The organism is Paracoccus aminovorans, from assembly GCF_001546115.1.
Lineage (GTDB): Bacteria > Pseudomonadota > Alphaproteobacteria > Rhodobacterales > Rhodobacteraceae > Paracoccus > Paracoccus aminovorans_B.
In genome coordinates, this window is sequence record NZ_KQ955209.1 from 336596 (window position 1) to 354975 (window position 18380).

Here is an 18380-nt window from a genome sequence, read left to right on the forward strand (position 1 = left end):
GTTCACTCCGCTGCCAGGGCCGGCGCCTTGCGCGCCGCCGCCATCGCCGAAAGCTCGCCCATCAGCGGCGAGGAGCGCGCGATGGGGTTGGTCAGGTAGAAATCCTTGATGGCATAGCGGAAGGCGGCCCGGCCCATGTCGAGCCGTTCCAGCGGCTGCCATGCGTTTTCCGGCACCTGGTCGATCTGCGCCAGATGCGGCACCGCCTCGACCAGCTGGCGGCGCAGGCCGGCCAGGCTGTCCCAGGGCTGGGTCTTGCCCAGTTCGGCCGAAAGCGCGCGCAGGATCGCCCAGTTCTCCTTGCCCTCGCCCGGCGCGAAATTCGCGCGCATGGCCAGTTGCGGCCGGCCCTCGGTGTTGACGAACAGCCCGCTTTCCTCGGTGTAGCAGGCGCCGGGCAGGATGATATCGGCGCGATGCGCGCCGCGGTCGCCGTGGCTGCCCTGATAGATCACCACCGGGCCGGGGGCGACATCGACCTCGTCGGCGCCGAGGTTATAGACCACCTCCGCGCCCTCGATGGCGGCAAGCAGGCCGCCCTCGGTCACCGCGCCCACGTCCATGGCGCCGACGCGGCTGGCGGCGCTGTGCAGCACCAGCAGCTTGCAGTCGCCCAGCTCGCAGATGCGCATGGCATTGGCCAGAACCGCCTCGCCATCCGCCTCGCGCAGCGCGCCCTGGCCGACGATGACGATGCCGGGCAGCTCGGTGCCCTCGGAGATCTTGGGATCGGCGACCAGCGCCGACAGCGCCGCCCGGTCACTGCCGAGGTGGTGGTAGTCATAGGTCAGGTCCACCCCCTCGCCCAGCAGCGCAACCTGCGCGCCATGCGCCCAGGCCTTGCGGATGCGGGCGTTCAGCACCGGCGCCTCGTCGCGCGGGTTGGTGCCGATCAGCAGGATGCGCTTGGCGCTGTCGATGTTCTCGATCCGCGCCGTGCCGACATAGGCCGAGCGGTTGCCGGCCGGCAGCCGCGCGCCATCGGTGCGGCATTCCACCTTGCCGCCCAAGCCCTCGACCAGCTGCTTGAGGCTGAAGGCCGCCTCGGTCGGAACCAGGTCGCCGATCAACCCGGCCACCTTCTTGCCCTGCATCGCACGGGCGGCGGCCTCCAGCGCCTCGGGCCAGGAGGCCGGGCGCAGCTTGCCGTTCTCGCGGATATAGGGCCGGTCCAGGCGCTGGCGGCGCAGCCCGTCCCAGACGAACCGGGTCTTGTCGCTGATCCATTCCTCGTTCACGCCGTCATGGTTGCGCGGCAGGATGCGCATGACCTCGCGGCCCTTGGTATCGACGCGGATATTGCTGCCCAGAGCGTCCATCACGTCGATGGATTCGGTCTTGGTCAGTTCCCAGGGCCGGGCGGTGAAGGCATAGGGTTTCGACACCAGCGCACCGACCGGGCACAGGTCGATGATATTGCCCTGCAGGTTCGAGGCCAGCGTCTCGTTCAGATAGCTGGTGATCTCGCTGTCCTCGCCGCGGCCGGTCTGGCCCATCTGGGTGATGCCGGCGACCTCGGTGGTGAAGCGCACGCAGCGGGTGCAGGAGATGCAGCGCGTCATGTGGGTTTCGACCAGCGGGCCCAGGTTCAGGTCCTCGCTGGCGCGCTTCGGCTCGCGGTAGCGGCTGAAATCGACGCCATAGGCCACGGCCTGGTCCTGCAGGTCGCATTCGCCGCCCTGGTCGCAGATCGGGCAGTCGAGCGGGTGGTTGATGAGCAGGAACTCCATCACCCCCTCGCGGGCCTTCTTGACCATGGGGCTGTTGGTCTTGATCTCGGAGGGCGCGCCGTCGGGGCCCGGACGCAAATCCTTGACCTGCATGGCGCAGGAGGCGGCGGGCTTGGGCGGGCCGCCCACGACCTCGACCAGGCACATGCGGCAGTTGCCGGCGATGGACAGCCGCTCGTGATAGCAGAAGCGCGGCACCTCGATGCCGGCCTGTTCGCAGGCCTGGATCAGGGTCAGGTTCGGATCGACCTCGATCACAACATCGTCGATCTTGATCTTGCGAAGATCTGCCATCTTTCGTCTTCCCTCATGCCCCGCGGCGGCCGGCGGCCGATGCGGGTTTCAAATGCTGGCCCAAGGCTGGCCCGGTTTCGTGCGCCGTCATTCCTGCACCCTCACGAAGGCGCGGGGATAGACGGTCGGCACCAATCTGTCGCTTTCGCCGTCGCGCCGGACCAGGACGCTGCCGGTATCCTGTCCGGGCTGAAAGGTCACGGTCGCCCGGATCGCACCGGCGGTATTATAGGGCAGCGTCCGGTTCAGGTCGGTGGTGTAGCGGCTGCCGTCGGGGCGCGAGCACAGGATCACCGCCTGGTCGGCATTGCCGGTGATGCGCAGAAGCGGCGCCCCGGTGATCCCGCGCGACAGCTTGGTGCGCACGCCCGGCCCGGTCGCGTCGCAGGTCAGGTCGCCCGGCGCGAAGATCGAGAATTGCAGATAGAATTTTTGCGCCGTCGGCTCCCAGCCCTGCGAGGGCTCGCCGGCCATGGCGTCGGCGGCGATCATCGAGGCCGCGGCCGCCGCCATCAGTCCCAGGCCGATCCAGTTCAACCACTTTCTCATTTCGCCACCAGAAGGCTGCCGATGATGGTCTTGTTCGCGATCTCCTGCCGGCCGATGGCGCAGAAGCTTTGCGGGTCGCCCGGTTTGGCGCCCTTGCGCTTCAGATAGTCCTCGGCCACGGCATAGATGCGGGTCTTGTCGTCCTTGCTGTCCAGGAAGGCGTCGATCTGGGCGTTGGAATAACCCTTGTTACGCGCATAGGTCTTGAGCTTGCGCGCCTCGCCATAGGCGTAAAGGATGCGCCCGTCGATGCTTGGGCAGGTGCGGCGGATGCGGTCGGCAATGCGCGCCGCGATCAGCCGGTCGTTGATGTATTTTTCCCTGGAGAGCGATTCCAGCGCGGCGGCGGGGGTCGCCAGCAGCGCCCCGATCAGGGCAAGCGGCAGAAGTTTCATGGCTTTGGCCTTTCCGTCATGACACCCGGTCATAACACGGCCGCGCCCCATGGGTTCGACACCTTGTCTTGAGCGCCGCCCGGACATGCGGCCGCGATCCCCCGGGGGGGTCCGTCCTGCCGCGCTGTGCCGGGCCTGCGTCATGCGCCTTACTCCGCCGCCATGGCGCCCATGCGCCCGGTGCGTTTCGCCTTGATGCGGTCCTCGATCTCTTCGCGGAAATTGCGGATCAGGCCCTGGATCGGCCAGGCGGCCGCGTCGCCGAGCGCGCAGATGGTGTGGCCTTCGACCTGCTTGGTCACGTCGAAGAGCATGTCGATTTCCTCGACCTCGGCCTCGCCGCGCACCAGCCGGTCCATGACCCGCATCATCCAGCCGGTGCCTTCGCGGCAGGGCGTGCACTGGCCGCAGCTTTCATGCTTGAAGAAGGCCGAGAGCCGCCAGATCGCCTTGATGATGTCGGTGGACTGGTCCATGACGATCATGCAGGCGGTCCCGAAGGACGAGCGCAGCTCGCGCATGCCGTCATAGTCCATGATGGCGTTTTCGCACTGCTCTGCCGTCAGCACCGGGCAGGAGGCACCGCCGGGGATCACCGCCTTGAGGTTCTTCCAGCCGCCGCGCACGCCGCCGCCATGCTTCTCGATCAGCTCGCGCATCGGGATCGACATGGCCTCTTCGACCACGCAGGGGGTGTTGATGTGGCCGGTCATGCCGAAGAGCTTGACCCCGGCGTTGTTCGGACGGCCGAAGCCCGCGAACCACTCGGCGCCGCGGCGCAGGATGGTCGGGACCACGGCGATCGACTCGACGTTGTTCACCGTGGTCGGGCAGCCGTAAAGACCCGCGCCGGCCGGGAACGGCGGCTTCATCCGGGGCATGCCCTTCTTGCCTTCCAGGCTTTCCAGCAGCGCGGTTTCCTCGCCGCAGATATAGGCGCCGGCGCCGTGGTGCAGGTAAAGGTCGAAGTCCCAGCCCGAGCCCGCCGCATTGCGACCCAGCAGCCCGGCGTCATAGCATTCGTCGATGGCGGCCTGCAGCGCCTCGCGTTCGCGGATGAATTCGCCGCGGATGTAGATATAGGCGGCATGGGCGCCCATGGCGAAGCTGGCGATCAGCGCGCCCTCGATCAGCGTATGCGGATCGTGGCGCATGATCTCGCGGTCCTTGCAGGTCGCGGGCTCGGATTCGTCGGCGTTGATGACCAGATAGGAGGGGCGGCCGTCGGATTCCTTGGGCATGAAAGACCATTTCATGCCGGTGGGGAAGCCTGCGCCGCCGCGGCCGCGCAGGCCCGAGGCCTTCATCTCGTTCACGATGCCGTCGCGGCCCTTGGCGATGATCGCGGCGGTGCCGTCCCAGCAGCCGCGCTTCTTCGCGCCGGCCAGGCTGCGGTCGCCCATGCCGTAGATATTGGTAAAGATCCGGTCCTGATCGTTCAGCATCGTCTTATCCTTGTCCCTGCGACAGCGCCTTGCGCCGCCGCCAGATCCGAAAGGTCACCATCAGCGACCAGATCAAGGCCCCAATCGCCATCAGATCGGCGAGAAAGGCGTATTTCGCGGGCCAGCCCTGCTGGCCCCCCAGCCATTGCAGCCCGAGCCATGCCACCATGGTCAGGGCGATCACCACCGCGACCAGGCGCATCTGCCGGGCGTCCGCCGCCGCGGCCATCGCCGCCTGCGCCGGGTCCTGTTTCACCGGGCGGGCCATCAGCCCGGCTCGCCCTTGTCGACGCGGCGGGAATGCTCGGTCTCGCCGCCCGCCGCCAATACCTTCGCCTGGCCGACCCAGTCGTCGGCCTCGATCCGGCTGCCCATGCGCCCCATGCGCTGGACGAAATCCGCGACCGCCGCCGCATCCCAGCCGGCGATCTGGTCATAGCGCGTCACGCCGTTGGCGTTCAGCCAGTCCGAGATCTTGGGCCCGATGCCCTTGATCCGGCGCAGGTCGTCCACGGCATCCCGGGCCCGCAGCGGCATCTGCACCGGCGCCGGGGTCTCGGGCAGGCTGGCCGAGACCAGCAGCGCCTCGGGCTGGCTTTCGGCCTGGCGCCGGCGCCAATCCTCGGGCGGCGTGGCCTCCAGCGGCGGCACCGGCAGCGGCATGTCGTGGCAGACCAGCCAGACCATCAGCGACCCGAACAGCACGAAGGTCACGAAGCCCAGGAACAGCCCGCCCAGCCAGTTCAGCTCGCCCAGGCCCGAGACGAACAGCAAGACCACGGTCCCGGCGATGGCCGCCGAGATCCAGCAGTTCCTGTTGCACTCTGCCCGTTCCATGGCGATCCGAACTCTTTACCCCTGGGATTAAGCCTGCTTTTCCGCGGCAAGCCAAGGCGTGGTGATCGGAACCTCGGTCCCGTCGATACGCTTGATCGTGTCGCGGATCTGCACCGCGCGCGCGACGCTGCCGTTATACTGCTCGCCGCCCTTCAGCCCGGCCAGCGCGGTCGGCCCCCCCAGCGCCTCGGCCGAGAAGCGGCCGTTCTGCGGCCCGGGCAGCGGCACCTCGCCGGCGGCGAAGCTGTCGATCAGCGCCGAAAGCTTCTCGACCGTCAGGTCCTCGTAGAAATCCTTGCCGATCTGGACCATGGGCGCGTTGGTGCAGGCGCCCAGGCATTCGACCTCTTCCCAGCTGAAGCGGCCGTCGGCCGAGACCTCATGCGCATGCGGCGCGATCTTTTCCTTGCAGAGGCGGATCAGGTCCTCGGCGCCGCAGATCATGCAGGTCGTGGTGCCGCAGATCTGGATATGCGCCACGCTGCCGACGGGTTGCAGCTGGAACATGAAGTAGAAGGTCGCGACCTCGAGCACGCGGATATAGGGCATGCCCAGCAGGTTGCCGACATATTCGATGGCCGGCCGGCTCAGCCAGCCCTCCTGCTCCTGCGCCCGCCACAGGATCGGGATCACCGCCGATTGCTGGCGCCCTTCCGGGTATTTGGTCATCTGGGCGCGGGCCCATTCCAGGTTGGCCGCGGTGAACTCGAACGATTCAGGCTGGATGGGGGACAGACGGCGCAGCATCAGCGGTCAACCTCTCCGAAAACGATATCAAGGGTGGCGATGATGGCCGGAACGTCGGCCAGCATGTGACCCTTGGACATCCAGTCGATGGATTGCAGATGCGTGAAGCCCGGTGCCCGCAGCTTGGCGCGCCACGGCTTGTTGGTGCCGTCCGCGACCATGTAGACGCCGAATTCGCCCTTGGGCGCCTCGACGGCGGCATAGACCTCGCCGGCCGGGACGTGGAAACCCTCGGTGTAGAGCTTGAAGTGATGGATCAGGCTTTCCATGTCGCGCTTCATGTCGGCGCGCCTGGGCGGCGTCAATTTGCCGCGCGCCAGCACGTCGCCGGCAGGCTCGGCGCGCAGCTTCTGGATCGCCTGCTTCATGATCCTGGTCGACTCGCGCATCTCCTGCATGCGGCAGAGATAGCGGTCATAGCAGTCGCCATTGGTGCCGACGGGGATCTGGAAGTCGAATTCGTTATAGCACTCATAGGGTTGCGCGCGGCGCAAGTCCCAGGCCAGGCCCGAGCCGCGCACCATGACGCCGGTATAGCCCCAGTTCAGCGCGTCTTCCTCGGTCACCACGCCGATGCCGACCAGGCGCTGCTTGAAGATGCGGTTTTCGGTCAGCAGCGTGTCGAGGTCGTCGACCAGCCGCGGGAAGCGCTCGCACCATTCCTCGATGTCGTCCAAGAGGTCGGGCGGCAGATCCTGGTGCACCCCGCCCGGGCGGAAATAGGCAGCGTGCAGCCGCGCCCCGCAGGCACGTTCGTAGAAGATCATCAACTCTTCGCGCGCCTCGAAACCCCAGAGCGGCGGGGTCAGCGCGCCCACGTCCATGGCGCCGGTGGTCAGGCCCATCAGGTGGTTCAGGATGCGGCCGATTTCGGAATAGAGCACGCGGATCAGGCTGGCCCGGCGCGGAATCGTGGTGCCGGTCAGCCGCTCGATCGCCAGGCACCAGGCATGTTCCTGGTTCATCGGCGCGACGTAATCCAGCCGGTCGAGATAGGGCAGGTTCTGCAGATAGGTCCGGCTTTCCATCAGCTTCTCGGTGCCGCGATGCAGCAGGCCGATATGCGGGTCGGCGCGTTCGACGATCTCGCCGTCCAGTTCCAGCACCATGCGCAGCACGCCGTGCGCGGCCGGGTGCTGCGGGCCGAAGTTGATGTTGAAGTTGCGGATGCTCTGCTCGCCGGTCAGGGCGTCGACCGAGCCGTCGTCATAGCTGTTCTTGCGGATGTCGCCGTCCATGGTCATCCCTCCAGCCCGGCCGTGGCGCGCTTGGCGGCCAGCCGGTCGTTGAATTTCGCCGTCTGGATCAGCGCGCGGCGGTGCCGTCCTGCGCCGATCCGGTCGATGCCGTCATGCGCCTCGACCCGGAACCAGATGAAGCGGCCGTCGATCTCTTCGATCTCGGTCTCGACCGTCACCACCTGCCCGGGCAGGGTCGGCGCGGTATGGTCCACGTCGACATGCACGCCCAGCGAATCCTCGCCCGGCTCGTAATGCGGGCGCAGCTGCTCGACGCAGGCCCATTCCATCAGCCCGATCATCTTGGCGGTGGCAAAGACGGCCGGCATCTCGGGGAAGGCGCTGCGATCCGCGAACAGCGCGCGCACGGTATCCTGCCCCTGCACCGCCATGCTGAAGCGGGCGCGGTCGCCGGGTTTCAGTCCGGGCTTCACTTCTTGGCCTCCGGCGCCTTCTCGTCGCCGGGCAGCACGTATTTCGCGCCCTCCCACGGCGAGAGGAAGTCGAACTGGCGGTATTCCTGGACCAGCGCCACCGGCTCGTAGACCACGCGCTTCTCGACGTCGTTCCAGCGCACCTCAGTATAGCCGGTGGTGGGGAAGTCCTTGCGCAGCGGGTGACCGCGGAAGCCATAGTCGGTCAGGATGCGGCGCAGGTCCGGGTGGCCCGAGAACAGGATCCCGAACATGTCGAAGACCTCGCGCTCATACCAGTTGGCGCCGGGGAAGATGCCGATCAGGCTGGGCACCAGCTCGTCCTCGCGCACGTTGACCTTCACCCGGATGCGCTGGTTGCGATACATCGACAGCAGGTGATAGACCATGTCGAAGCGCGCCGGGCGGGCCGGGTGGTCCACGGCGGTGATGTCGATCAGCGTGGCGAAGCGGCAGTTCGCGTCGCTGCGCAGGAATTCGATCAGCCCGGTCAGTCCGGTCAGCGTCGCGGTCAGCGTCAACTCGCCAAAGGCCACCTCGGTCGCCACCAGGTCGCCCTCGCGGCGCAGGGTGATGTGTTCGGCCAGTTCCAGCAGGGATTCGTCGGACATGGCCTTACCTCACCAGCGTGCCGGTGCGCCGGATGCGGCGCTGAAGTTGCAGGATGCCGTAAAGCAGCGCCTCGGCCGTGGGCGGGCAGCCCGGGACATAGATGTCGACCGGCACGATGCGGTCGCAGCCGCGCACCACGGAATAGGAATAGTGGTAATAGCCGCCGCCATTGGCGCAGCTGCCCATCGAGATGACATAGCGCGGCTCGGGCATCTGGTCATAGACCTTGCGCAGCGCCGGCGCCATCTTGTTGGTCAGCGTGCCCGCGACGATCATCAGGTCCGACTGGCGCGGCGAGGCGCGCGGCGCGGTGCCGAAGCGTTCCAGGTCATAGCGCGGCATCGAGGTCTGCATCATCTCGACCGCGCAGCAGGCGAGGCCGAAGGTCATCCAGTGCAGCGAGCCGTTGCGGGCCCAGTTGATGATGTCCTCGGTCGTGGTCAGCAGGAAGCCCTTGTCCTGCAGCTCGCGGTTCAGCTCGGCCGTGGCGAATTCGCGGTCGGGGCCGGCGGTGTTCAATCCGGTCATCACGCCCATTCCAGCGCCCCCTTCTTCCATTCATAGGCAAAGCCCACGGTCAGCACGCCCAGGAACAGGATCATGCCCCAGAAGGCCACGTCCGTCAGCCCGGCGAAGCTGACCGCCCAGGGGAACAGGAAGGCGACTTCCAGGTCGAAGATGATGAACAGGATCGACACCAGGTAGAAGCGCACGTCGAACTTCATCCGCGCGTCGTCGAAGGCGTTGAAGCCGCATTCATAGGCGCTGACCTTTTCCGGGTCCGGATTGCGGACGGCCACGATCACGGCGGCCAGAATCAGCACGATGGCCAGAGCCGAGGCCATTCCCAGAAAGACCAGGATGGGCAGGTATTCTTGCAGCAGGTATTCCACTGGGTTGGGCTCCCTTTCGCTCGCAGGAACCCGACTGGCGCCCCGCGATGGGTTTGGCTTCCGTCCGTTTATCCCCGGTCGCCGGCAGGGTCAACGGCCCGCCCCCGCGTCACTTGGGCTTTCGGATGGTCTGCGGGCAAGAAAACCGCCGTTTTTCGCGGCGCATTTCCGTGGTGTTTTACTCAGTTTCTCCGCACCCAGCCGGATGACCCGAGGAAAGCCCGCAACCGATTTCGGCCCGAAACGCCGGGCCGGTCAATCCCTCGCGGGCGTGAAGCCGGGCATGCAGTCTTTGTCCCCACAATACCGCCCGGCAGGTCTGCCGCTTGGGTATTTACAGAGCAAAGAAGCCGCCGAGGCCGCGCCGGCGAGGGGCTCCGTCTGTTTCACCGTTTTCCAAATACCCTGTCATGGCGCGCCAGGGTCACTCCGCTGCCCGCGCGGCGGCAGCGTCCAGCATCGGCGCCAGATAGCGGCCGGTATGGCTTTCCGCCACCTTGGCCACCTGTTCCGGCGTGCCGGTGGCGACAATGCGGCCGCCGCCGTCGCCGCCCTCGGGGCCGATGTCGATGATCCAGTCGGCGGTCTTGATGACGTCGAGGTTATGCTCGATCACCACCACGGTATTGCCTTGGTCGACCAGGGAATGCAGCACTTCCAGGAGCTTGCGCACATCCTCGAAATGCAGGCCGGTGGTCGGCTCGTCCAGGATATAGAGCGTCTTGCCGGTGGCGCGGCGGCTGAGCTCCTTGGACAGCTTGACCCGCTGCGCCTCGCCGCCCGACAGCGTCGTGGCCTGCTGGCCGACCTTGATATAGCCCAGGCCGACCTCGACCAGCGCATCCATCTTGTCGCGGATCGAGGGCACCGCCTTGAAGAATTCCTGCGCGTCCTCGACGGTCATGTCCAGCACGTCGGCGATGGATTTGCCCTTGAAGGTGACCTCCAGCGTCTCGCGGTTGTAGCGCTTGCCCTTGCAGGTCTCGCAGGTGACATAGACGTCGGGCAGGAAATGCATTTCGATCTTGATGACGCCGTCGCCCTGGCAGGCCTCGCAGCGGCCGCCCTTGACGTTGAAGCTGAAGCGGCCGGGCTTGTAGCCGCGGGCCTTCGACTCGGGCAGGCCGGCATACCAGTCGCGGATATGGGTATAGGCGCCGGTATAGGTCGCCGGGTTGGAACGCGGCGTCCGCCCGATGGGGCGCTGGTCGATGTCGATCACCTTGTCCAGCAGCTCCAGCCCCTTGATCGTCTCGCAGGGCGCCGGGGTCTGGCGTGCGCCATTCAGCCGCAGGCTGGCGGTCTTGAACAGGGTTTCGATGGTCAGCGTGGACTTGCCGCCGCCCGAGACGCCGGTGACGCAGACGAACTTGCCCAGCGGGAACTCGGCGGTGACGTTCTTGAGGTTGTTGCCGGTGGCGCCGACCACCTTGATCGCCTTGCCATTGCCCTTGCGGCGCTGGTCGGGAACGTGGATCTCGCGCTGACCCGAAAGATACTGCCCGGTCAGGCTATCGGCATTGGCGGCGATCTCGGCCGGCGTGCCCTTGGCGACGACCGCGCCACCGTGCACCCCCGCCCCCGGCCCCATGTCGAAGACATAGTCGGCATGGCGGATCGCATCCTCGTCATGCTCGACGACGATGACCGAATTGCCCTGGTCGCGCAGGCCCTTGAGCGTGCCCAACAGCCGGTCGTTGTCACGCTGGTGCAGGCCGATGCTGGGCTCGTCCAGCACATAGAGCACCCCGGTCAGGCCCGAGCCGATCTGGCTTGCCAGCCGGATGCGCTGGCTTTCACCACCCGACAGCGTGCCCGCCGCGCGGCTCAGCGTCAGGTAATCCAGGCCCACGTTGACCAGAAAGCCCAGCCGCTCGCGAATCTCCTTGAGGATGGCGGCGGCGATCTCGTTCTTCTGCTTGGTCAGGTGCTTCGGCGCGGCCTCGACCCAGGCCAGCGCCTCGCGGATCGAAAGCTGCGTGACCTCGCCGATATGGTTGCCGGCGATCTTGACCGCCAGCGCCTCGGGCTTCAGGCGATAGCCGTGGCAGGCGCCGCAAGGGCGGTTGTTCTGGTATTTCTCGAACTCCTCGCGCACCCAGGCGCTGTCGCTTTCGCGCAGCCGGCGCTGCATGTTCGGGATGATGCCCTCGAAGCTGCGGGCGATCTCGTAGACCCGGCCGGCATCGTCGAAGCGAAAGGGGATCTCCTCGCGCCCCGAGCCATGCAGGAACATCTGCCGCACTTCCTCGGGCAGGTCCTTCCAGGGCGTCTTCTTGTCAAAGACATAATGCTTGGCCAGCGCGTTCACGGTCTGGGTCAGATAGGCCGATTTCGACTTGGCCCAGGGCGCCAGCGCCCCCTGCGCGATCGACAGCGCCTGGTCCGGCACGATCAGCCGTTCGTCGAAGAACAGCTCGACCCCCAGCCCGTCGCATTCCGGGCAGGCGCCGAAGGGCGCGTTGAAGGAGAACAGCCGCGGCTCGATCTCGGGGATGGTGAAGCCGCTGACCGGACAGGCGAAATTCTCGGAAAAGGTGATCCGCTCGGCATCCCCCTCGCCCCCCGCGGTTTCCAGCAGCGCGATGCCGTCGGCCAGGTCCAGCGCGGTGCGCAAACTATCGGCCAGCCGGGTCTCCATGCCCTCGCGCACGACGATGCGGTCCACCACCACGTCGATATTGTGGCGGAATTTCTTGTCGAGCGTGGGCGGCTCGTCCAGCTCGTAGAACGCGCCGTTCACCTTGACGCGCTGGAAGCCCTGCTTGCGCAGCTCGAGGAATTCCTTCTTGTACTCGCCCTTGCGGTCGCGGACGATGGGCGCCAGCAGATAGGCGCGCGTGCCCTCGGGCAGGTCCATCACCCGGTCGACCATGTCCTGCACCTGCTGCGCCTCGATGGGCAGGCCGGTCGCCGGCGAATAGGGCGTGCCGGCGCGGGCGAACAGCAGCCGCAGGTAGTCATAGATCTCGGTCACCGTGCCGACGGTCGAGCGCGGGTTCTTCGAGGTGGTCTTCTGCTCGATGGAAATCGCCGGCGACAGGCCGGTGATATGGTCCACGTCCGGCTTGCCCATCATGTCGAGGAACTGCCGGGCATAGGCCGACAGGCTTTCGACATAGCGCCGCTGGCCCTCGGCATAGATGGTGTCGAAGGCGAGGCTGGACTTGCCACTGCCCGACAGGCCGGTGATCACCACCAGCTGGTCGCGCGGAATGTCCATATCCACGTTCTTCAGATTGTGCTCGCGCGCGCCGCGAACCTCGATGAACTTCTGTTCCATCGTGCCGTCCTGATTCCGCCAAGCGCATCAGATAGGCATGATCGCGGAAATGACAACCGTTAACGGAACATCAAGGGAACATTTCCCTTGCGCCCGCGGCCGCCCTGCCCCACCATGGCCGAAAACCCGGAGGAAGGCATGGCGAGACACCATTACAAGGGAAGCTGCCAATGCGGCGCCGTCGCCTATGAGGTCGAGGCCGATCTAGACCAGACCGTGACCTGCAACTGCTCGCGCTGCAAGCGGCTGGGGTCGGTGCTGACCTTCGTGCCGGCCACCGACTTCCGGCTGACCGCCGACGGGCCGGTGACGGAATACCTGTTCAATCGCAAGGCGATCCAGCACCTGTTCTGCCCGACCTGCGGCATCGAATCCTATGCCCGCGGCACCAGTCCGGACGGGACCGAGGTGGTCGCGGTCAATGTCAATTGCCTGGAAGGTGTCGATGCCCGCGCCCTGCCCAGCCAGGCGGTGGACGGCGCCGGCTTCTAGCCGCCGGTATGGCTCATGAAGCGGGTCACCTGGCCCGCGACATGCTGGCGGGAATAATCGAAATCGTGCCCCTTGGGCTTGCGCGAGATCGCCTCGCGGATCGCCTGCCGCACCGGTTCATCCTCGGCACTGGCGCGCAGCGGCGCGCGCAGGTCGGCGCGGTCCTCCTGCCCCAGGCACATGAACAGCTCGCCCGTGCAGGTCAGGCGGACGCGGTTGCAGCTTTCGCAGAAATTATGCGTCAGCGGCGTGATGAAGCCGATCTTCTGCCCGGTTTCCTCGATGCGGACATAGCGGGCGGGACCGCCGGTGCGCTCGGTCAGGGGCGTCAGGGTCAGCCGGCTTTCCAGCCGCCGGCGCAGGTCCGACAGCGCCCAATACTGGTCCAGGCGCTGCTCCTCGCCCATCTCGCCCATGGGCATGACCTCGATGAAGGTCAGGTCGTGGCCTTCGCCCGCGCACCAGTCGAGCAGCGGGAAAAGCTCGTCCTCGTTGAAGCACTTCAGGGCGACGGTGTTGATCTTGACCCGCATGCCGGCGCGTTTCGCGGCCGCGATCCCCTCCAGCACCTGCGGCAGCCGGCCCCAGCGGGTGATCTGCGCGAAACGGTCGGCGTCCAGCGTGTCCAGCGAGACATTGACCCGCCGCACCCCGCAATCGGCCAGTTCACCCGCAAAGCGGGCCAGCTGGCTGCCGTTGGTGGTCAGGGTCAGCTCGTCCAGGCCTGCGTCCAAATGCCGCGACATGGCGCGGAAGAATTCCATGATATTGCGCCGCACCAGCGGCTCGCCCCCGGTGATGCGCAGCTTGCGCACGCCCAGGTCGACGAAGGCGGAACACAGCCGGTCCAGTTCCTCCAGCGTCAGCAGATCCTTCTTGGGCAGGAACTGCATGTGCTCGGCCATGCAATAGGTGCAGCGGAAATCGCAGCGGTCCGTCACCGAGACCCGCAGGTAGCTGATCGGCCGGGCAAAGGGATCGACAAGGGGCGCGCGCGTGTCCATGCCGTCAAAATAGGGGCGCGCCGGCATCGGCGCAAGCTGGCCGATCCGTTGATGGTCTCGTAACCAAGAAAGCGGGTAGCGGTGGACAGGGTCGCGGCCCCGGGTCTAGCCTTGCGGGGATTTCCGAAGCACGAGGGGGTTTCATGACCGATCCATTCCGCCGCCTGCTGGGCGTGCTGCTGCTTTTGGCGCTGGCCGCCTGCGCCCAGACCGACAGGGCCGCGCAGCGAGCCCAGGCGGAGCCCGGCGCGCCGCTGGACACGATGACCGATCCGGCGACCGGCCAGCCGGTGATCCGCGGCCCGGTGCTGACCGGGACCGCGCCGCGCACCCCGGGCAAGACCAGCGGCATCTCCTCGATCGGCGCGCCGGCGTCGCAGGGGGCCGAGGCGCTGAACACCACGACCCGCAGCGAACGCCAGCAGGCCGCCGCCGCGCCCTCGGGGGGCGAGCGCCGGCTGGGCACCACCATCGCCTCGCTGGGCGATCCGTCGCAGCCGGGCTTCTGGGTCAAGACGCCGCTGGTGCAGTCGGAAACCCAGGGCCGGATCGTGAATCCGGCCAATGGCAAATCCGCCAAGGTGCGGCTGATCCCGCTGGGCGGCGCGGCGGGCGGCGGCAGCCAGGTCTCGCTGCCGGCCCTGCAGCTGCTGGGCGTCAGCCTGACCGACCTGCCGGCCATCGAGGTGTTCGCCGGCTGATGAGGACTGTTTTCCGCTCCTGCGATGCGCGGCGGGAACATCGCCCGGCGCTGCCGGTTGATCCCATCATCCTGGAGGCGGACATGACCAAGAAGCCAGACCGGACGACCTATCCCGCAGAGATGGAGGAGGAGCGCAAGGAGCCTGATGGACCGGGCCACGACAAGCCGAAGCCGTCGGATGCGCCGCCCTCGAGCATTCCCACGGATGTGGGGAAAACCAACAGGGTGAAGCCCAAGGATTGACGCCACCGGCGGCCGCCAGTGCGGCGCTCGGGATGGGATTGCGCCTTCTGCAAAAGCCCCGGGCAAGAGGCTGGGACGGCTGGAGCGAGGGGATCTCGCGAGCTTGGCGTGACTGTTCCGGGCAGTCCCGAGGGGCCAGGGTTGTTACTGAAGCGCAGGCCGGGGCAGGCAGTCCCCGAGAGAGAAGCACGTAGCTCTCGTTCCCGGCGATTGGCCGGACCCTGCGACTGGCCAGGCCATGCGACCGGCCAAGCGTTGCGACTGACCAGGCCGCCTGATCCGAAGCGGACGGCTCGGCCCATTTCCGAACCCGGCGCGGCTGGACAGCAAAGGCACGGATGCGAAGCCTATACCGGAGCAGCCGCCGCCTTCGCTGCGACCCGAACGGCCCTCGATAGCTGCCGGTTTCCCCGGATTGAAAGCCGACACATGAACCGTGGCGACGGACGAACCGCCATGTCCGCAAACCGCGCCTTCGCCGTGCCCCGGCACAGGAAAAGGGCCGCGTCGCCGCGGCCCTTCCCGTTTTCCATCGCAATCGTTCAGAAATGCACCGACCGCGCCAAGCCGGGGTTTTCCAACGGCGGGGCAAAGCGGGTCAGCTCGATCCCCTCGACGGCGGTCTTGTATTCCTCGGCGCTCGGCGTGCGCCCCAGGATCGCCGACAGCACCACCACCGGCGTCGAGGCTAGCAGCGATTCGCCCTTCTTCTCGGCGGTGTCCTCGACCACGCGGCCCTGGAACAGCCGGGTCGAGGTGGCCAGCACCGTGTCGCCCTTCTCGGCCTTTTCCTGGTTGCCCATGCACAGGTTGCAGCCCGGGCGTTCCAGATACAGGATGTTCTCGTATTCGGTGCGGGCCTTGCTCTTGGGCGCCAGGTCGTCGAATTCGAAGCCCGAGTATTTCTGCAGGATCTCCCAGTCGCCCTCGGCCTTCAGCTCGTCGATGATGTTGTAGGTCGGGGCGGCGACGACCAGCGGCGCCTTGAACTCGACCTTGCCCTGGGCTTTCTCGATGTTCTTCAGCATCTGGGCCACGATCTTCATGTCGCCCTTGTGCACCATGCAGGAGCCGACGAAGCCCAGGTCGACCTTTTTCGTGCCGCCGTAATAGGATACCGGGCGGATGGTGTCATGGGTGTAGCGCTTGGACACGTCGGCGTTGTTCACGTCCGGGTCGGCGATCATCGGCTCGTCGATCAGGTCCAGGTCCACGACGACCTCGGCGAAGTATTTCGCATTGGCATCGGGCGCCAGCGCCGGCCGCGCGCCCGAGCGGATCTCGGCGATGCGCGCATCCGCCTTGGCGATCAGGCCGCGCAGCGTGCCGGCCGGGTTCTCCATGCCCTTGTCGATCATGATCTGGATGCGCGACTTGGCGATCTCCAGCGATTCGATCAGCGTCTCGTCCTGCGAGATGCAGATCGAGGCCTTGGCCTTCATCTCGGCCGTCCAGTCGGTGAAGGTGAAGGCCTGGTCGGCCAGCAGCGTGCCGATATGGACCTCGATCACCCGGCCCTGGAACACGTTGTCGCCGCATTGCTTCAGCATCTGCGCCTGGGTCGCATGGACCACGTCGCGGAAGTCCATATGCGGCTGCATGCGGCCCTTGAACGTCACCTTGACCGAGTCCGGGATCGGCATGGTCGCCTCGCCCGTGGCAAGCGCCAGCGCCACCGTGCCCGAGTCGGCGCCGAAGGCCACGCCCTTGGACATGCGGGTGTGGCTGTCGCCGCCGATGATGATCGCCCAGTCGTCCACGGTGATGTCGTTCAGCACCTTGTGGATCACGTCGGTCATGGCGTGATAGACGCCCTTGGGGTCGCGCGCGGTAATCAGGCCGAAATTGTTCATGAAGGCCATGAGCTTCGGGATGTTCTCCTGCGCCTTGCGATCCCAGACCGAGGCGGTGTGGCAGCCCGACTGATAGGCGCCGTCGACCAGGGGCGAGATGACGGTCGCCGCCATCGCCTCGAGTTCCTGCGCGGTCATCAGACCGGTGGTGTCCTGCGAGCCGACGATGTTCACCCGCACCCGCACGTCGGAACCGGCATGCAGCACCTTGCCGGGGGTGACGCCCACGGCATTGGCGTTGAAGATCTTCTCGACCGCGGTCAGGCCCTGGTCCGGGATGCTGATCTCCTTGTTCGGGGCGAAGACCGGCAGCGCCTCGACGCCCAGGGTCTGCGCGGCAAAGGTCTGCAGCTTCTTGCCGAAGACGATGGCATAAGAGCCGCCGGCCCGCTGGAACTCCAGCCGCTGCGGCGTGAACGAGGCGGCGATGTCGACCAGTTCCTTGCCGGTCTCGTCGCGCAGCTTCCTGTTCTTCGCGTCGATGGTCAGGACGGTGCCGGTTTCGACCGAATAGGCCTGCTCCAGGATCGGATTGCCGTCATTGTTCAGGATCGGCTTGCCGTCCGGGCCGGTCTTCTTGACCCAGTTCTTCAGGTTGATGCCGATGCCGCCGGTCACGTCCACCGTGGTCAGGAAGATCGGCGAGATGCCGTTCGTGCCCGCGACCACCGGGGCGATGTTGACGAAGGGCACATAGGGGCTGGCGCGCCGGCCGGTCCAGAGCGCGACGTTGTTCACCCCCGACATGCGCGAGGAGCCGACGCCCATGGTGCCCTTTTCGGCGATCAGCATCACCCGCTTGTCGGGGTGCCGGGCCTGCAGCGCGACGATCTCGGCCTGCGCCTCGGGCGAGATCATGCATTGCCCGTGCAATTCGCGGTCCGAGCGCGAATGCGCCTGGTTGCCGGGCGACAGCAGGTCGGTCGAGATATCACCTTCGGCGGCGATATAGGTCACGACCTTGATCTCGTCCGGGGCCGGGGGCAGCTTGGTGAAGAATTCGGCCTTGGCATAGCTGTCCAGGATGTCGCGGGCGACCGGGTTGCCGGCCTTGAAGGCCTCGGCCAGCCGGCCCATGTCCGCGTCGTAGAGGAACACCTGGGTCTTGAGCACCTCGGCGGCCTGCCGGGCGATGGCTTCGTCGGTTCCCAGCGCCAGGTCCAGCAGCACCCCGACCGAGGGCCCGCCCTTCATGTGCGACAAGAGTTCGAAGGCAAAGGCCACCGTGATCTCCGGCACCACCGCCTCGCTCAGGATGATGCGCTTGAGAAAGCGCGCCTTGACCGCCGCCGCGCTGGTCGTGCCGGGCAGGGTATTGTAGATGAAGAATTGCAGAGAATCGGCCCGATACGGGTTGCCGGGCTGTTCGATCTGCGCGATCAGCTCCTGCACCAGGGCGCCGTCGTCGATGGGCTTGGGGTGCAGCCCGGTGGTCTTGCGCGTTTCGATCTCGGTTAGGTAGTCGGTGTACAAGCTCATGACGATCCCTACGATGCAATGCCGATTGAGCAGGAACACCGGGTCGCGGTCAGGTCTGGCGGGCGGCGGCAAGCTCATTGTATGCCGAGGTATACTAAACCGCCCCGCCTCGCAAGAGGCTCGGCGCCGCTGATCGCGCCGCCGGGGCG

At 66.6% G+C, this 18380-nt stretch carries 18 protein-coding genes; 3 read left to right on the forward strand and 15 right to left on the reverse strand.

The annotated features are described in order from the left end of the window. Positions 1-2: 2 nt before the first annotated feature. The 13 genes from nuoG to uvrA form a co-directional block, all read right to left on the reverse strand. Positions 3-2024, reverse strand: a complete 2022-nt coding sequence (gene nuoG / locus ASV56_RS13565; RefSeq protein WP_062562598.1) for an NADH-quinone oxidoreductase subunit NuoG — start codon at positions 2022-2024, stop codon at positions 3-5. 87 nt (positions 2025-2111) lie between these two features. Next, the gene (locus ASV56_RS13570) at positions 2112-2573 is read right to left on the reverse strand and encodes a hypothetical protein (RefSeq protein WP_253880033.1); all 462 of its coding nucleotides are present in this window, start codon (positions 2571-2573) and stop codon (positions 2112-2114) included. Further along, positions 2570-2968, reverse strand: coding sequence for a DUF5333 domain-containing protein (locus ASV56_RS13575; RefSeq protein ID WP_062562600.1), 399 nt, complete (start codon positions 2966-2968; stop codon positions 2570-2572). Before ASV56_RS13575 ends, ASV56_RS13570 begins: the two co-directional genes overlap by 4 nt. 149 nt (positions 2969-3117) lie before the next feature. After that, positions 3118-4413 carry an NADH-quinone oxidoreductase subunit NuoF gene (gene nuoF / locus ASV56_RS13580; protein ID WP_062562601.1) on the reverse strand — a complete coding sequence of 432 codons (1296 nt, stop codon included), beginning with the start codon at positions 4411-4413 and terminating at the stop codon, positions 3118-3120. Positions 4414-4417: 4 nt separating this feature from the next. Beyond that, positions 4418-4669: a DUF5337 domain-containing protein gene (locus ASV56_RS13585; RefSeq protein WP_437435921.1), complete on the reverse strand. Its 252-nt coding sequence runs from the start codon at positions 4667-4669 to the stop codon at positions 4418-4420. A gap of 11 nt (positions 4670-4680) precedes the next feature. Next, a complete protein-coding gene (locus ASV56_RS13590; RefSeq protein ID WP_062562602.1) occupies positions 4681-5250 on the reverse strand; it encodes a hypothetical protein in 570 nt (189 codons plus the stop codon). 27 nt (positions 5251-5277) lie between these two features. Then, positions 5278-5997, reverse strand: coding sequence for an NADH-quinone oxidoreductase subunit NuoE (gene nuoE, locus ASV56_RS13595; protein WP_062562603.1), 720 nt, complete (start codon positions 5995-5997; stop codon positions 5278-5280). Next, the gene (locus ASV56_RS13600; protein ID WP_026155505.1) at positions 5997-7235 is read right to left on the reverse strand and encodes an NADH-quinone oxidoreductase subunit D; all 1239 of its coding nucleotides are present in this window, start codon (positions 7233-7235) and stop codon (positions 5997-5999) included. Before ASV56_RS13600 ends, nuoE begins: the two co-directional genes overlap by 1 nt. Before the next feature lie 2 nt (positions 7236-7237). After that, complete coding sequence (locus ASV56_RS13605) at positions 7238-7669, reverse strand: thioesterase family protein (RefSeq protein ID WP_156429169.1); 432 nt, start codon at positions 7667-7669, stop codon at positions 7238-7240. Next, the gene (locus ASV56_RS13610; RefSeq protein ID WP_062562604.1) at positions 7666-8280 is read right to left on the reverse strand and encodes an NADH-quinone oxidoreductase subunit C; all 615 of its coding nucleotides are present in this window, start codon (positions 8278-8280) and stop codon (positions 7666-7668) included. The genes ASV56_RS13605 and ASV56_RS13610 overlap by 4 nt, the downstream gene beginning before the upstream one ends. Positions 8281-8284: 4 nt before the next feature. Continuing rightward, positions 8285-8809 carry a NuoB/complex I 20 kDa subunit family protein gene (locus tag ASV56_RS13615; protein WP_026155504.1) on the reverse strand — a complete coding sequence of 175 codons (525 nt, stop codon included), beginning with the start codon at positions 8807-8809 and terminating at the stop codon, positions 8285-8287. Beyond that, a complete protein-coding gene (locus ASV56_RS13620) occupies positions 8809-9174 on the reverse strand; it encodes an NADH-quinone oxidoreductase subunit A (protein ID WP_018000806.1) in 366 nt (121 codons plus the stop codon). The genes ASV56_RS13615 and ASV56_RS13620 overlap by 1 nt, the downstream gene beginning before the upstream one ends. A 424-nt stretch (positions 9175-9598) precedes the next feature. Further along, the gene (gene uvrA / locus ASV56_RS13625; RefSeq protein WP_062562605.1) at positions 9599-12457 is read right to left on the reverse strand and encodes an excinuclease ABC subunit UvrA; all 2859 of its coding nucleotides are present in this window, start codon (positions 12455-12457) and stop codon (positions 9599-9601) included. 138 nt (positions 12458-12595) lie between these two features. On the opposite strand from uvrA, the gene ASV56_RS13630 reads away from it, so the two are divergent. Further along, a complete protein-coding gene (locus ASV56_RS13630) occupies positions 12596-12949 on the forward strand; it encodes a GFA family protein (RefSeq protein ID WP_062563319.1) in 354 nt (117 codons plus the stop codon). Here ASV56_RS13630 and moaA read toward each other — a convergent pair. After that, the gene (gene moaA / locus ASV56_RS13635; protein ID WP_172823773.1) at positions 12946-13980 is read right to left on the reverse strand and encodes a GTP 3',8-cyclase MoaA; all 1035 of its coding nucleotides are present in this window, start codon (positions 13978-13980) and stop codon (positions 12946-12948) included. The two genes, ASV56_RS13630 and moaA, sit on opposite strands and share 4 nt — an antisense overlap. A 116-nt stretch (positions 13981-14096) precedes the next feature. Between moaA and ASV56_RS13640 the strand changes: the two genes are divergently transcribed. Both ASV56_RS13640 and ASV56_RS13645 read left to right on the forward strand, forming a co-directional pair. Then, positions 14097-14654: a hypothetical protein gene (locus tag ASV56_RS13640; RefSeq protein ID WP_062562606.1), complete on the forward strand. Its 558-nt coding sequence runs from the start codon at positions 14097-14099 to the stop codon at positions 14652-14654. After that, the gene (locus ASV56_RS13645) at positions 14654-14899 is read left to right on the forward strand and encodes a hypothetical protein (protein WP_062562607.1); all 246 of its coding nucleotides are present in this window, start codon (positions 14654-14656) and stop codon (positions 14897-14899) included. Before ASV56_RS13640 ends, ASV56_RS13645 begins: the two co-directional genes overlap by 1 nt. Positions 14900-15441: 542 nt before the next feature. Here ASV56_RS13645 and ASV56_RS13650 read toward each other — a convergent pair. After that, positions 15442-18231, reverse strand: coding sequence for a bifunctional aconitate hydratase 2/2-methylisocitrate dehydratase (locus tag ASV56_RS13650; protein WP_062563321.1), 2790 nt, complete (start codon positions 18229-18231; stop codon positions 15442-15444). Positions 18232-18380: the final 149 nt, after the last annotated feature.